Source organism: Actinacidiphila yanglinensis (genome assembly GCF_900107965.1).
Lineage (GTDB): Bacteria > Actinomycetota > Actinomycetes > Streptomycetales > Streptomycetaceae > Actinacidiphila > Actinacidiphila yanglinensis.
On sequence record NZ_FNVU01000016.1, the window covers coordinates 1 to 15,102 of the forward strand.

The 15,102-nt window shown below is 68.0% G+C and carries 8 protein-coding genes and 3 pseudogenes; 3 read left to right on the forward strand and 8 right to left on the reverse strand.

Annotation, left to right across the window (positions count from 1 at the left end):
* Positions 1-954: 954 nt before the first annotated feature.
* Positions 955-1,158 (reverse strand): hypothetical protein, encoded by a 204-nt coding sequence (locus C4U44_RS28810; RefSeq protein ID WP_103888993.1) that lies wholly within the window; start codon positions 1,156-1,158, stop codon positions 955-957.
* 274 nt (positions 1,159-1,432) lie between these two features.
* The gene (locus C4U44_RS28815) at positions 1,433-2,083 is read right to left on the reverse strand and encodes a DCL family protein (RefSeq protein WP_103888994.1); all 651 of its coding nucleotides are present in this window, start codon (positions 2,081-2,083) and stop codon (positions 1,433-1,435) included.
* Between the two features lie 570 nt (positions 2,084-2,653).
* Between C4U44_RS28815 and C4U44_RS42795 the strand changes: the two genes are divergently transcribed.
* Positions 2,654-2,944, forward strand: coding sequence for a GNAT family N-acetyltransferase (locus C4U44_RS42795; protein ID WP_235032448.1), 291 nt, complete (start codon positions 2,654-2,656; stop codon positions 2,942-2,944).
* On the opposite strand, the pseudogene C4U44_RS28825 reads toward C4U44_RS42795, so the two are convergent.
* Together C4U44_RS28825 and C4U44_RS28830 are read right to left on the reverse strand one after the other, a co-directional pair.
* Positions 2,836-3,114 (reverse strand): annotated as a pseudogene (locus tag C4U44_RS28825) (WhiB family transcriptional regulator); the annotation flags it as partial. The gene C4U44_RS42795 and the pseudogene C4U44_RS28825 overlap by 109 nt on opposite strands.
* Positions 3,115-3,321: 207 nt before the next feature.
* Positions 3,322-4,491, reverse strand: coding sequence for an SEC-C domain-containing protein (locus C4U44_RS28830; protein ID WP_146088364.1), 1,170 nt, complete (start codon positions 4,489-4,491; stop codon positions 3,322-3,324).
* A 456-nt stretch (positions 4,492-4,947) separates the two neighbouring features.
* On the opposite strand from C4U44_RS28830, the gene C4U44_RS28835 reads away from it, so the two are divergent.
* The gene (locus tag C4U44_RS28835) at positions 4,948-5,586 is read left to right on the forward strand and encodes an NYN domain-containing protein (protein WP_103888997.1); all 639 of its coding nucleotides are present in this window, start codon (positions 4,948-4,950) and stop codon (positions 5,584-5,586) included.
* 861 nt (positions 5,587-6,447) lie between these two features.
* Here C4U44_RS28835 and C4U44_RS28840 read toward each other — a convergent pair.
* Positions 6,448-6,747: pseudogene (locus tag C4U44_RS28840) on the reverse strand (hypothetical protein); the annotation flags it as partial.
* A 514-nt stretch (positions 6,748-7,261) separates the two neighbouring features.
* Here C4U44_RS28840 and C4U44_RS28845 point away from each other — a divergent pair.
* Positions 7,262-11,056, forward strand: coding sequence for an NB-ARC domain-containing protein (locus tag C4U44_RS28845; protein WP_103888998.1), 3,795 nt, complete (start codon positions 7,262-7,264; stop codon positions 11,054-11,056).
* A gap of 172 nt (positions 11,057-11,228) precedes the next feature.
* Here C4U44_RS28845 and C4U44_RS28850 read toward each other — a convergent pair whose 3' ends face one another.
* From C4U44_RS28850 to C4U44_RS43675, 3 genes and pseudogenes are all read right to left on the reverse strand, one after another.
* Positions 11,229-11,849 (reverse strand): hypothetical protein, encoded by a 621-nt coding sequence (locus C4U44_RS28850; RefSeq protein ID WP_103888999.1) that lies wholly within the window; start codon positions 11,847-11,849, stop codon positions 11,229-11,231.
* A gap of 1 nt (position 11,850) precedes the next feature.
* Entirely contained in the window at positions 11,851-13,875 is a 2,025-nt protein-coding gene (locus tag C4U44_RS28855; RefSeq protein WP_235032449.1) for a DnaB-like helicase C-terminal domain-containing protein, read from the reverse strand.
* A gap of 327 nt (positions 13,876-14,202) precedes the next feature.
* Positions 14,203-15,081 (reverse strand): annotated as a pseudogene (locus C4U44_RS43675) (hypothetical protein); the annotation flags it as partial.
* Positions 15,082-15,102 lie beyond the last annotated feature (21 nt).

Sequence of the window (15,102 nt, forward strand, 5' to 3'; positions counted from 1 at the left end):
GACATGACGCGCCGTCACTACGTGACGGAGTGTTGTAACGTCGCTCCGCGACATTCACAGCGCTGGCTAGAGGAGGGAGGGGTGCCGGCCGAGTAGGTCGTTACATATTCGGAGAGGTGGGGCGAAGCGGGAGGAGGGTCTGCGCGGGTGGTCTATACGGGTCAACGTGGCGCTCTGATCTGCTATTTGATGCTCTGTCTCTTGAGCTGTGCTGTCCGGGAGGGCCGGGCGGTGGGGCTGGTCTGCTCTGAGCGCCCGTCAGGGACAGTCTCGTCCGGGGCGGGTTGTGTACCTGAGTATGTCACGTAATTGTGTACCGCTCAAGTCTGTAACCGTGACACCTTGTGATGTTGTGTACCCGCCGTAGTGGTCTGAACCAGTTAATGAATTGTAGCGAATTTGAAATGGTGGATAAAGGGGATTGGCAGTCCCGTTCTCTTCGGGTTGATATCCGCCACGGTTTCTGTCCTGCGTTACTGTATGGAGCTGCTCATGAAATGATTTCTGTACAGCTCTCTACCCGACTGGATATTACTCCCCCGGGAATTGGTGGGTCTCATCGGAGGGGCAGTGTTCCGTAAGAAGGCGCGCGCTCCTCGTGGCGGGGTGGGTTTCTTCCCGCTGCGCCTGAGGACGCACTCATCGGCGCGGCAGCGAGCAAGAGCCGTAGACGGCCCCGGCCGCGTCGGCGCAGGGCGGCCGCGTTGAACACCGCCGGGACGTCAGACACAGCCGCCACGAGTCCTCCAACTCGACCGCGTGCGGGCCCGGCACAGCGCGCCCGCACGCCCGCCTCGCCCTGCGCCTTGAGCGCCACCCGCCAGGGCCCCGTCGACCACCAACAACCCAAGCGGAGCCAGTTGGGCGCGGCCCGGACCGGCGGGCGCGGCGCGGCAGCCACAACATCACCGACATCGACCAGCGCCCCCCTCAACCCCCACCACAGGCAACAATTCAACCCCGAGGCACAACGACCGCGGCGGCCAGCAGGGCGCGGGCGTGCCGCAGCACGGCCACGTCCGTCCAGGTCCCGGGCGCGTGAGCGACCAACACCATGGCGAGCAACAGGGCGTCCTGGCTGCCGGGGTGGGTGGAGGCGCGGGCGGCGACGCGCTCGGCGTGCTTCAGATCCGGGGAGTACTCGGCGCTGGAGCGCATCAGCTCCAGCTACACCGGGTCGTCGACGCCCGCCTCGGCGAACGCGTCCGCCCCGGCCCGGCGGCGCGCGGCGAACGGGGCCACGGCGAACGGACGGCGGCCGCGAGGGCGCGGGCCGCGGCGGACGGGGGCGCGGCACCGTCGGACGGGCCGGCGCGCCTTGACGCGGCAGCCGGGGTGGGCGCGGCCGGACTCGCAGCGGCCGCGCGGCACGGCCAGGCGGCAGCGGCGCCCGGCGGACGCGCGGGGCCGCCGCTGGCTGGCGTGCGGCCTGCTACCGGCGGGGCCGCCGCTGGTTCTCCTTCTTGGACAGTAGACCCAGCACCGCCCGCTCCTGGTGGTGGTCCTTCCACCGCTCGGCCAGCTCGCGGTCCGCGATCCGGCCCAGTCCAGGTTCCGTCGAGGGCGTCATCGGGATGGAGTCCCAGCCGTCGACCATGGCAGCGAACTCCTCCGCGATGTCCACAAACGCCGGGCCTCGAAAGTAGGACACCGCCACATCTGAGCTGTCGAGCTGCTGGCCGGATTGGTCGGAAACCAGCCTCCCGGCTTCCTTGCGCGCCTCGAAGTAGCCGTTGGCCTGCGGCTGCACTTCGGATCGCATGATGTTCAGGACCTGCTGTCGCACCGTCGGCGGCTTCATGCAGGTCTTGTACGAGAAGTCGATCCTGGAGCCGTCGACGCGGACGACCTCGAACCCGGGGGACGAGCCGATCTGCGGAGGTGCGATGGCGAACGCTTCGATGCCGGGGCCGATCTTTTCTGCAGCCTCATGGTGCATGTCGAGTAGGTCCACCAGGAGCAGGTGGTCCTCCTCGGCATCGACGGTCTCCCCCAACTGGTAGCGGTAGAGCACTGCCCGCACGGCCTCTTCGGCGGTGCCTTTCGTTCGGTACTTCCGAGGACCGATCCAGAACTCAGCCACGATCATTCCTTCTGTCGGCGGCTCTCCAGCCTCCCTGACTGGCGCTCAGCCGGACGTCTGAACTTATCGCGCTGTGACGGGCGCGCCTTGGTCGTTGCACGGTCCACAACCTGTGCCGCGACAGTCTGTTGTGGGGCCTACCGCGTTGCTCCAGGGCGCTGCGGCATGTACAGGGCTGGCCTTCCAACGGGTCTCCCGGCCAGCACCGCGTGCCCGGGGCCGGCGATGTCCCGTCCCCATGTCTCGGGAAGGGGCAGACGCAAGTGCACCGGGCCGGCGGGGCGGGGCAGTGGGGGCTGTTCCAGAGTATTCCGCTCCCCGCGGGGTCCCGTAGGGTGCTGTGGTGACCGGCAGTTCGGGTGGTTCGTGTGTTGTTGCTCCGGCTGTGCCTGGTGAGCCGGTGCAGTGACGGCGTTGACTGCGCTGGCGCTTGGCGATGGTGTGGGGTGCGCGGGGGTGCCCTCCGGTTCTGCGCTCGCTGATGCCGTCGCCGGCCAGGGCGGGCGGATCCACCTTCCGTACGGCTTCGGGCACTGTCTGGTAGCCCGCGAGGGGGATGCGGTCGTGGGCATGGTCTACGCCACCCCGCCGATCCGCTGGTTGGACGGTCAGACTGCCGCCCAGCGGGCCTCCCTGGTGGAAGCGTTGGTGGAGATCGAGTTGCTTGCCGTCGCGGCAGACCACCGCGGCCGCGGCGTGGGGAACTGCTTGCTCGACGCGGCACAGGTCGCGGCCCGCGAGGCAGGCACGCGCAAGCGCCGCCAGGAAGTGACGGTCGGCCGGCGCCGCAGCAGAGTGCTGCGTTCGCGCTCGGTCATGCCTCTCCACACACCGAATGCAATGCGCTGGTCCAGGGCGTAGGCGAGGCGCTGGGTTCGGGCGCTGCAGCTGCTGTACAGCGCTTTGGCGCGGCTTTGTGCGGCACCTTCGACGAATAGGGCGTCGGGGTCAGCTGTTCTGCACAGCCTTTGCTCACTCGAGTCCGTCTCCGTCGTTCCGTCCTCTTCCCTGGTCTGCCCTGTGTTGTCCACCGCCCGGGGCAAAAGGCATATGACATTGCGTCATTGGGGGGACCGTTGCTGCATCTGTCCCACAGCTCCACACCTTCAAGTGAGCGGTACTTGCTTGCTGCGTGCGGCGGCACTACGAGATGCCCCGAAGGCGGCGCAAGCGGGATGGCATCGCCCGGCGCCTGGCAGGCGTCGTGATCACAAGCCTCCTTGTGCACATTCCACGGATCAGGACCGAGGCTGGCGCTTCGGCCTGGCTTCCCGTGGTTCGGCGGCCGATGAGGGCGGGGTGCTCGGTTGACCCCACCGGTGCACGCATCGCTTGTACTTGCGGCCGCTGCCGCACGGGCATGTGTCGCTGCGCTGGGGTGGCTGGTCGCTGGCGCCGGCGTAGGAGATGCGGTTGAGGCCGTGGATCTCTGCTGTCAGGCCGATGTCGTCCATGGTCCACTTCACGAGCGAAAGACTGCTGTGGACCACATCGGCGGCCAGGACGAGGGCGTCGGCGGCTGCGTGGGCGACGGTCGGCTGCATGACGTAGCCGGAGGCGGCTAGGCCCTCCAGGGGGCGGCGCGCGTAGTGCTCGACGGCGTGCGTTTTGGGACGGTCCGAGGCCCGCAACACGGTGTGGGTGGTGGCGGAGCCGAAGCTGGGGTGGACTGCGTCGCACAGCCATTCGTACAGGTCGAGCACGTCGACGGTCGTGGTGTTCTTGGCGAGTTTATTGATGTAGGTCATCACGTTGGTGCTCTGGAGCACGGGAGGCCGGTCGGCGCTTTGTCCGATGCGTGAGGCGTACTGGAGTTTTGCCAGGCGGTTGTTGAGGTCGGCGCTGAACTGGGTGAGGGAGTCGGTGGTGGGCGGGCCGACTTTCTTGAACGTGTCCCATGCCTCGTGAAGGAGGGTTGTTTCGTGGGTGAGGGCGGCCGCGCCCTCCAGCAGGGAGCGGGAGCATGCGGCTGCGACGAGCAGCCGCCAGCGGCCAAGGGCTTCCACGGTCTGCTCGGCCAGTTCGGCGGCACGCCACAGCTGGGTCAGCCGCCAGGCCGCCATCCTCATGTGCAGTTCGGACAGGGCGAAATGGGCAATCCAGTCCCGTGAGCCGAGCGCGGTGGTGTCCTGCATGAACGGGCTCGCCTTGCCCGACCACGTACCGTCGGGATGAGAGACGGTGACGAACGTCCAGGTCTCCTCCGGTGCGGCGGCGTTGAGCAGGTCGGCGAGCTCGGCTGTCGCGTCATGCGCATTGTGGGCGCGCAGCGGCACATTGATGTGGACCACGGCCTGCGTGCTTTGGGCATTGCCGTCGGCCAGCGTCATCAACTGCCGGGCTGCCGCCTGAACACGGTCGGCCCGGTCCTTGCCCAGAGCCCGAACGACTTGTTCCTCGAAGCTCACGCATCCCCCAGTGCACGCGCCATCGGCGGGGTGTCACGGGCCCAGAATACTGGTGTGCTCCCGAGGCGGTGTCGCTGGTCAATGACCGGGTGCCGAGTGTGGCGAACCATTCGTTTCCTGCGTCATGGTGCTGCGAGCGAGCGTTGTTGATTCGTGGCAGACCGATGGCAGTTGACGGGCCCAAAAACCGTTGGATGGCTGGCCAACCCCAGTGCGCCCGGTCTGCTCTCGCCCGACGGACGCGGCGCGCTATTCGAGCTGCTGCCGTGGCGGGGGCGGCGGCGGACGTGCTCGTTGCTGGCGCGGTCGCCGGGACGCACACCTGGATCTCGGGAGCAGCGCCCCGCACGGGTCGCAGCGGTCGTTCGGGGACGGCTGGTTCGTCGGCGTGCGGGCGGTGTCGGGCTGGCTGTACTCGCAGCGCTGGGACTCCTTAGGCGCGTACGGTAATCGGTCGTGTTAACCAACATCTATATCGATGGCTTCAACCTCTACTACGGGCGGCTGAAGGGGCAGAAGGGTTCCAAGTGGCTCGATCCGGTGGAGCTGTGTCGCAATCTGCTTCCGGCTGGGACTCGGATCCAGCGGGTCCGCTACTTCACGGCTCGGATCACTCCGCGACCTGATGATCCCGACGGCCCGGCTCGCCAGGACGCCTACCTCAGGGCGTTGGAGACGCTGCCGGAGGTGTCGATTCACTATGGCAGGTTCTCGCAGACCAAGACCCGTATGAGGCTGGCCAGCCCGCCCGTTGGTGGCCCCAACACGGTGGAGGTGATCAAGACTGAGGAGAAGGGCACCGACGTCCATATAGGGGCGCACATGCTCCTGGACGCCTTCCGCAAGGATTGCGACATGGCCGTGCTGATCAGCAACGACAGCGATCTGTGCGAGCCTCTGAGGATGGTCAAGAGCGAACTCGGGTTGACTATCGGCATCCTCAACCCGTTTGCCCAGCCTAGCCACTGGCTGAAGAAGCTCCAGCCAGCGTTCATCAAGCCGATCCGGCAGGGCGTCGTCCGGGCTTCCCAGCTCCCGGCCTCGGTGCCGCTGGGAGACGGCAAGGTCGTGACCCAGCCGCAGGAGTGGGTCTGACCAGCCAATGCCGGCCCGACAAAAGCAAAGGCCCGCCGTAGGGCGGGCCTCGCGCCTGCTCGCCGCAACGAGCAGGGGGTTCGTGAAACAATCTAACAGAACCCCACGGACGATCGCTTCATTTCGACCAAAAATTTAGATTCAAAGGATTAATAAACAGATTTCATAATATCATTGGAGCAAAGAGGAAAAATTCCTTTGAATCAAAGGTATCGTCGACTGCTGAAGTCTGCATGAGCCGCTGCTGCAGCCATCCTGCCTTCCCGCCACCGGCCACCGGCCACCTGGCAGGGCCCGGCCAGCGGTCGGCTGGTCCACCCACCTGCTGCCAGATGCCGTGCGATCCCCGGGCCGGCCGCTGACGGAAGGGCGCCACACGGACCTAGGGCTGGAGAGCAGCTCACCACCCGCGGTCACGGGTGGTGAGCGTCCTAGGAACCGGTTCGCCTTCTGTGGGCCTTCTCCGCTCGCGTCGTCTGCGCCGTGCTCCGTCCCTCGCTGCAGCTGCCCCGCAACCGCCTCCAGCCCCGCCGCCGTCACACCCCACAGCTTCTGCGACGGCTCGCCCCGCCGATCCGGCGCCTCGAACTAGCAGCACGTTGCGGATCGCCTTGTCCGACAGGTGCGGACGGACCAGCCCAATGATCTACGGCGTGTTCGCGGTCTTCGCCTCCCCGCGAAGATCTACTGGAGGCCTTCCACCGTCGTCTGCGCCGTCGACAGCCCGACGCAACCAACGGCGGCAAGCGGCCCCGCCAGGGCCGCTGGAGGTCAGACCCACGCCGGCCTTCTCGCCCCTGCCGCCCGTCCACGCCACACCGTCCCTTCCCTCAGGTACGGGGGTTGCGCCGTATTCGTCAGTCAGCTTTCGGCGCTGGCGAGGCGAGAGGCGACGAGCCGGTTCGTCAGCTCCACCGTGGCCAGGTACCACCAGAAGATCCAGTCCAAGAACACTTCGTCGTACTCGCCGCGCTGGCCTGCCTTGCGGTGACGTAGGTCGTAGCGGTTGGCGATCTCGAACAGTGCACCTTCGTCGGGCTTGCTGATCTTGTCTTTGAGCAGGGCGCGGCGCTCCTCGAGGATGCCCGCAAGCGTCACGATGGCCGATCGCTTGCTCTCCACTGTCGTGTCGCGTCCGCGGAACAGGGCGATGGCGTGACTGGGCTTGATCCGCTTCGACGGACATCCTCCCGGGGCAGAGCCCCTGATCTCGAATGTCCGTCGAAGCGGATCAAGCCCAGAAGCATCCCTGGCGCGCATCCCTGAGGTCGATGGACTTGCTCCCGTCGTGCACCCTGGTCCCTGGCCGGGAGGACAGCTTGGGTGTCCAGACCGATGGTTCCTGGGGCCGGTCTCCAAGGCTGACGGGCGCCCCCACCCGAGAAGCCTCGGGTAGGGCTCGCTCCGGCAGTGCTTCCTGAAGTCTTAATGCTGCAGCCAGTGCTGGGTCGCATGAAGAGCAACGCTGACAATGGCGTTGACGGCTCCAGCGGCAGTTGCCGACAGCATTGACGTCATGAGATCGCGCCTGACGCGTGAGCCGGGGTGGCAGTTGGGGTTGCGAGTGCGGCGGGGCCGGTGTGGGTTGGTCATGGCGTGATGGTGAAGTCCGGCTCTACGGTGGGGCAGCATCCGGTCGGGGAAGGCACCCAAAGTTGCAGGTGGGATCGCTACGATGAGCTTTCCGGAGCGGATCGCCACCGGAAGAAACCGGAGGTTTTCGGTGCCGGACAGCGACCGGCCGACAGGGGCACGGGAACAGTTCGCGCAGCGACTGCAGGAGCTGATCACCGCTTCTGGCCTGTCCAAAGCCGCTTTCGCGCGTCAGGCCGCCGCTGTCGAGCAGAAGTTGGCCGATCCGCCTCGCAACCGGCCCAGATTCTCGCCGCAGCGGATCAGCGACTGGGTATTGGGAAAGAACATCCCCCATGAGCGGGCGTTGACCGCGATGGTGATCGCAGTTCAGCATGCCCGCGCCAGGAGCGGCCTGTCGGCGATCACGGTGCAGCCCGGGCTGTTGTCGCTGGACCGGTGGGCACAGTGGCGGCGGCAGGCCCAGGACGAGGCTTCCTCTTCATCGGGTGATCGGTCAGGTGCAGTGCAGCTGGCCGCTCATGACGCGTCCGCCCAGTCGCTGACTCCACGGCCGGGGATGGGCCAGGGGCGTGCCGTGGGACCGCTGGCCATGGCGCCGGTCCTCCCGGATCGCTTCGTTCCACGCCCGAGGCAGGCGGAGTGTGTGCTGGCTGCGCTGGAGCATCGGCAGAGCCCGGTAGTGCTGCATGGGCCTGGCGGATTCGGAAAATCGACGCTGGCGAGTTGGGTCTGTGCCACGCCACAGATTCGTGAGCAGTTCCCGGATGGGGTGCTGTGGGCGCAGATGGGTCCGCAGGTGGAACCGGACCGCGTGGCGCGGTCTTTGTCCGAGATGGCGGCGCAGGTCAGCGGTGCAGCGGCGCCGCAGGTGTATGTCGATGTGGCCGCTGCTGCGCAGGCTCTGCGGTCGGCGCTGACGGGATTGCAGGCCCTGCTGGTCGTTGACGACGTGTGGAGTGCCACTGATCTGCGCCCCTTCCAGGGGCTTGGGCCGGGGGTGCAGTTGCTGGTCACGACGCGTCGTGCCGGGCTGGTGGAGACAGTCGAGGTCGAGGTCGGCGAGATGTCGGTGGACGAGGCTGTGGCCGTCCTGGGCGTCGACGACGCTGACGAGGCTGTGCTGCAGCCGCTGCTGGCGCGTGCGGGGTACTGGCCGCTGGCATTGGTCATGCTCTCGGGAGTGTTGCGGAGTCTGGTGGGCCGGCACGGCAAGGACGTGGTCGAGGCGGTGCGTGAACTGGCATCTGAGCTGGACGGCGCCAGTGTCTTGGCATTGGATGACCTGTCCGATACGGACGTGGCCAGGGGCATTGCCCGCACGCTTGAGGTGAGTCTGGACGATCTTGTCGCGGTCGGTGGACCGCGATGTCTGGAACGGTTCGTGTCCCTGGCGGCGTTCCCGGCTGGTCAGGCGGTGCCGTTCGCGCTGCTGCACCAGCTGTGGGGCATCAGTGATGTGCGGGCGCGTTCCGAGGGCGACCGCTTCGTCGGCCGGTCACTGTGTACGGTCGACGGGCAGGGGCTGCGTCTGCACGGCATCATCCGTCGGGCCCTGCGCGTACTGAATGCCGATCAGTTGGCGGGGTTCAGTCAGCGGCTTTTGGTCGAGTTTCGGCCTGCCGAGGGATGGCACCGGTTGGCCGGCGCTCGCATGCTTCTCGCCGACACGCTGGCCTTCCATCTGCTGCAGGCAGGTCTGCTGCAGGAGTTGGGCTTAACCGTGCGGGATGTCCGCTTCCTCGCGTTGCGGTTGGCCCGGTCCGGACCGACCGCCGTGGATGCCGACCTTGCCCGCTACCGTGCAGCAGTTCCCGACGACGCCGGCGCCCGTGTTCTGGCCAGCCTGATGCGCCGTGAGGCGCTGGCGTTCACCGGCCCGCTGTCCTGCCACGACCTGGCCGTCACCCTGGAGAACCGTGCCCTGGGACTCGACCCGCTGCCGCAATGGCTGCTGGGGCTCGGGCAGGCCCGCTCAGGCGGCGGGGTGCGGTACCTGCACCCGCCGCTCGACCGCGACCATCCGGCGCTCAAAAGCTGTGTTCCGGCCGTAGGTGTCGACGAATTCCACGATGTCGACTGGCACCCGAGCGGTCGGCTCCTGGCCGTCGCGGGCTCCCATCCCACCGTGGAGATCCTCGACACCGAGGGAACGCGGAAATGGACGATGGAAGGCCCTGACACGGTCAACCGCGTGCGGTGGAGCCCGGACGGAACCCGACTGGCACTCGTCGGTGTCAGTGACCGCTTCGACATGCCTCACGACGTTGAGACGACTCCGGAGGAAGCTCTCCGCAACCATCACAACGACGTGACCGTCTATGACCTTCGGACCGGTAGGGAGATCCTGGCCGTGCCTGTCCTGGCCGGCCTCTCCCTCTTGCGGCAATCGCCGCCGGCCCTGTGCTGGTCACCGGACTCCGACATGATCTGCGTCGCCAGTGACACGGGCGTGTCCTTGTACGCGCTGGACGCGGGCAGCGGTCCCCAGCCGCTGACCGGTATCCAGCACCTGGACGAAGAGGGCGAGGTGTCACTCGACTGGCACCCCGTTCACGGCCTGCTCGCGCACACCCCGAAGCGCACCAGCGACAGGCACCACGCCGGGCTGCTGCGCCTATGGGCGGATCCGGCCGACCAGAGCCAGGAACCACGGCAGTGGCACTCCCGGGCACTGTGGGGCCGCGGCGGATCTTTGATGTGGCGACCGAGCGGTCGCACTGCGGTACTGGACCTGGAGCGTGCCGTGGCCATCGTGGACCCGTTCGCTCAGCGCGTCCTGTGGCGCACCGAGCACACGCGAGAAGCCACTGCCTACTGGTCGGCCGACGGCCAACAGCTCGCCGTACGCGAGTCGGCGCCTCGGCTTCATCGGGGTCCGAGTCGGATCACCGTGTGGCGAGTGCCGTCCGATGAGGCTCTGTCATCCGGGGACTTGCCGATGCCCGAGTCCTTTGTCCCGCTGCGGTCCGACCATAACGACCGGGACTGCGTGTCCTGGCATTCCGATTCCGCGGCGCTCGTGGCCACCAGTGACCGGCGCCTGCTGCAGATGTGGGATACCGGGCGTCTCAGCCCTGCCGCCGCGGCACGGCCCGGACAGGCCGCACTCGTGCACGTACGGTGGAGCTCCGATGGCCGAAGCCTGGCCGTGGCGGGAGAGCACGGGCACTGGATGACCGTGCATATGGAAGGCTCCTCCCCCGACGCCTCCCGCGTTGCTGCCCACTCCTCCTTCCCGTTTCCCGGACGCGATCCTGCGACCCGGCATCGATGGCCGCAGGCAGTCGGTGTGCCTGCCGAGCGCTACCCCCCGGAAGGTTCTCCGGTCATCGTGAACTTCGGGCCGGAGGAACGACAGCATCTGATCGGGCACTGGTTTGAGCCGCTGCGTGTCTTCACCTCCCAAGGCCGGCTCGTCACCGAACTTGCCTCGCCTCACGGTGCGCAACGCTGGGGCGATGCCTGCTTCACTCCGCGCGGTGACCGTGTCGTTGCGGCCGCTGCAGGCGCTGACTGGGACGACAGCGTATTCAGTGTGTGGAACCTCAACGGGGCGCGGCCGCGGGAGGCTACCGCCCGACAGACATACCGCGTGTCCCGCCCGGCAGCCCACCACTCCGTAATCGTGCGCGTCGCTGCCAGCGACACCCACGCCGTGATGCTCGCTTTCCCCGACTACATCGGAGTGTTCCGACTGAGCGACATGCACACGCTGTGCTGGAGCAAGACCAACTCCCGGATCTACGACGCCGCGTTCGACCCGAGCGGTAGGGTCCTCACGGTCGTCGGCGACGCAGGCCTGCACTTCTTCGAAGTCCACGACCCTACGGATCCCACGGTCAGAGAATCCGACGCCACCACGACCGGTTCCTGATCCGTGAGAAGTCCGTCCAGTTGGCCGCCTTCGCTCACCTGTCAGGCGTCCGCCGTAATCGTGGTTTGTCCGGTGTTCGGTGCCGGAGTGCCCCGAGCGGATCGAAGCGATCCGGTCCATGAATCGTGTGGTGGCGGGACCGTCCACAGACCGCAGACGGTCCTGGGGGTTGTCAGGCACCGAGACCGATGTGACTGACGTAGGTATAGGCGCCCCAGTCAGAGTCGAGGTCGGCGATGATGTCGTCCCAGATCTGCTCAAGTTCGTCGGTGTCACCGGCGATGAGGGCGTCGACGGCGGCGTCCCAGACGTAGCGGACCTGGATGCGGCGTACGCGCAGGTTGCGTCGGCGGGCGTGTTCGTCGACGACGTCCTGGTTGATGGGGTGGATTTCCACTCGGGTTCCCTGGCCGCCCCGGTTCAGGTGTTGTTTGAGGCCGCCGGGGTTGGCCAGGACGTTGGTGGCGCGCAGGTTCCAGTAGGCGGTGTCGATCGCCTCGATGTTGCCGGGGCGGGGGCGTTGGCGGCCGGTGGTCCAGGCGCGGAGGGTGGCGCGGGACGCGGTGATGCCGGCGTCGGCCATGGCCTGGGCGCCGCCTTGGGTGGTGGTGAGGTACTTCATGCGGGCTTTGAGGCCGCGGCGGGTGGTGGCCGGTGACTTGATGCCACCGTCGATGATCATGCGTTCGAGGACGTCTTCCAGGGCGCGGCCGAGCGCGGCCCGGCCGTGGATGTTTCCGGGGTCGCGGCCGGCGCCGTAGGTGCCGAAGTTCCTCCATCCGTCGGTCGACATCTCAGGCGGTGGTCTTCCTGGGAAGGGTGTAGCGATCCTTGAGTTTCATGTGCTGGGTCAGGCGGCCCTCTGGGAACACGCCGTCTTCCTGGCCGGGGGTTTTGCGCCATGGGCCGCCGGTGAGGTGGAGTTCGTCGGTGCCGCGGACACGGACGATGGTCAGGCCGGCTTCGTGGGCTTTGTTGGCCTTGTACCAGAGGTTCGCGAAGGCCTGGGAGCGGATGATGTGCATCCACTCCGGTCGGCGGATCTCCAGGTTGGCGTTGGATTCGCCCATGGTCGAGGTGAACTTCGCGTACATGGCTTTGACGTACTCGACGGTCACGGCGCCGTCGGCGTATCCGGCGGCCTCGCGGGCGAGGGCGGCTTCTCGCGCTTCGGTCAGGACACGGCGGAACTTCTCCAGCAGCCCCTCGCTGGCACCCGAGGTCCAACTTTCGGCGATTGCGGGTGGGTCGCACAGACCGTAGCGGGCGCAGCGGAGTAGGAGGCGGATGGTGGAGTCGGTGAGGAGGACGGGGCCGGTTTCGTGGCGGTTGCCGATGGGGTCGGGGAGGTGGGGGTGGTGCCAGGTGGGGCGCTGGGTGAGGAGGTAGATACCGGAGCGTTTGGGGTCGAAGCCGCCGTCGGGGTTGTGTTGGAGGGTGCCGATGGGCAGGTAGGTCTTGAACGCTGACAGGTAGGCGGCGTTGGTGTCGAGGGCGTCGACGGTCACGGGGTCGAGGGTGCCGTTGTTGAGGGAGTCGATGAGGGTGGTGTTGGTCCAGTTGTGGCGGCCTTCCCAGACCTGGTCGGCGCCTTCTTTGGTTTTCTTCCGCAGGAATTCGAGGGTCTCCGGGTAGACGGTGTGCTCGTAGTTCGAGCCGACGCGGGTCTCCTCGAACAGTGCCATGGCGTGGGGGACGGCTTTCTTCGCCAGGGCTTCGGTCGCGGTTTCGACGTCGCCGGCATGGTCGGCGAGGGCTTGGTCGACGGCACGGGTGATCTGGCCGGTGAAGTAGGAGTAGTCGCGGCCGGCGTATCCGCCGGTGGTGCTGCCTGGTGGCTGGGGGGTGCGTTGCCGGGCGGGCTCAGGGGCGGCAGCGGCCGCCGGCGGGGTCGGGGTGGGGGGAGGTTGCTGTGCGCTGGCGGCGGGTGGGGTGGGGTTGCCGGGGGTGGCGGTGGGTGGCCACGCCCCTGGGGTGCCCGCGGGTGCGGGTGGTGCCGGATGGGCCGCGGCGGGCTGGGTGGGAGTGGGGCGGGTAGAGGGGGCGTGCGGTGGCGCCTCGGTGAGGCGGGCATGGGTGAGGTCGGCGTGCAGGGTGAGGACCGCTTGGGTACCCAAGTCCCGTTCGGTGATGGTCAGGTGGGTCTGGTGCGGATTGCCGGTGTCAGGAGTGAGGGTGAGGGTGGTGTCCAGGCTCAGGGTGGCAACCGTGTCGGCATGGTCGGTGTCGACGGCGGCCAGGACCGGAATGTGGAGGGTACGGGCGAGGTGGGCCAGCGCTTGGGCGGCGTCGGTGAGGCGAGGCCCGGACAGGGGCAAGCGGGGGTCGTCGGCGGCCTGGAGTCGGTCGACGACAACCAGAGCCAGATCCAGCAGACCCGTGGCGCTCTCGGCGATCGCAGCGGGTGTCAGGTCGCTGCCGTCGTCGATGAACAGCGGGGCCGCAGGCAGTTCGCGGTACAGGGCGCTGACTTCTGTCTGTTCGGTCGTAGTGAGCTGTCCGGTCCGCAAGCGGCGGTAGTCGACTGATAGGTGCGCGGCGACGATCCGGGCGGCGACGTCGGCGCGGCTGAGACCGGAGGCTGCGTACAGAACGGTGCGGCGGTGGTCCAGAGCCGTCGTGCGGGCGGCGCTGCTGGCGATGAGACTGCCGCCGGCGCCGGGAGCAGCAGCGACGAGGTAGAAACGGCCGGGCTGAAGACCGCCGAGGGCTTGGTCGAGGCTGGGGATACCGGTCGGCAGGCCGTGCGGCGGTGCGGCAGTGTCGGTGGTGGTGTTGCCGGCAGGGGAGATGAGGACGGTGTCCAGAGCCTGATCCAAAGGAGCCAAACGGCGCGGCACGCCCGGCTCGCCGGAATCGGGGACGGCTGCGGGAGCAGAGGCGACGGCGGGCTGCGGGGCGAGCTCGGTCGGCAAGTCACCGGAGGGGTGAGCGGACGACCGGGCCGCAGCGTCCGAGGGACTGGGTGCAGGGGCTTTCGCGGGATGTGGGGCGCTGCCGAGGGGCACTGGCAGGTCTGGTTGAGGCTGAAGGCCATTGGGAGGACGGGGGGTCGGGTGGTCGTTGGACGGCTCTTCAGCAGGAGAGGGCCGGGGGCCGGGTGTGGTAGCCGGGTGCGGGGTGCTTTCTGTGACGGCGGGGATCAGCACGGCCACGGGGGTGTTGTGGCGGCGCAGGAGTTGGGGGCGGCCCTGGGAAGCGTGTCGGATGAGGTCGCCGAGTTTCTTGCGGGCATCAGCGATCCCGTGCACCTCTGCGCCGGTCAGGTCCCATCCCAGTGCTGCGGCGTCCGTTGGGGCCATCAGGAGAGCGTGGTCGGTATCGCGCGCCAGGGGGGTGGGCGTGCCGTCGGCGGCCGCCCGGATGAACTGGGGCAAGGCAGCGCGGGCCTCGTGCAGGGTTGCCGGTGGCGGACCGGGGAGCAGCTTGCGGGCGAGGGTGGCAGATGGAGGGGTTGCCGAGGGCGCGCTTGCCACGGCGGTACCCGTTTCGCTTTCTTGAGCCGTGGTGGCGGTCGCGCTGGTCCGGACGGTGTCGCTGGAGTCGGGGGCGGTCTTCGAGGTGTCTCCTGGCCTCGCCGGTGCAGCGGCGGGCTGTGAGAGGAACTGGGCTGGGCCCGTGGAAGGGGCCGGCTTCGCGACCGGGGAAGGGCCGCGTTGCGCCGGGGCGGTCTCGTGTGTCAGGCCGTCGTGCTCCGTGGCGGGTTCGGTGAGGATGGAGGTCGCGTCGGTCACCGGGGCCGGTTCGGGGGCTGGCTTTGATGGCTGGGCCGGGGCCGGGCCTGCGGAGGGGGCCTGGCCGGGGTGCAGGCATTGGGTCACGATCCGTTCCAGCAGTTGGTACGTCTGCTCAGCGCGGGTGCTGCGGGGACCGCCGAACGCGGAGCGGGGCGCGGTGAGCAGGACGTGCCAGTGCGAGCCGCTCGTCCGCTGCTGGGCTGCGGCCTGCAGAGCAAGTCGCAGTCGGCGGCCGGATTTCTCTGCCAGCCCTCCGCGCGGTGGTGTCACCAGTTGGTGTGCCGGCATCGACAGGGCCTGCCGCAGCGA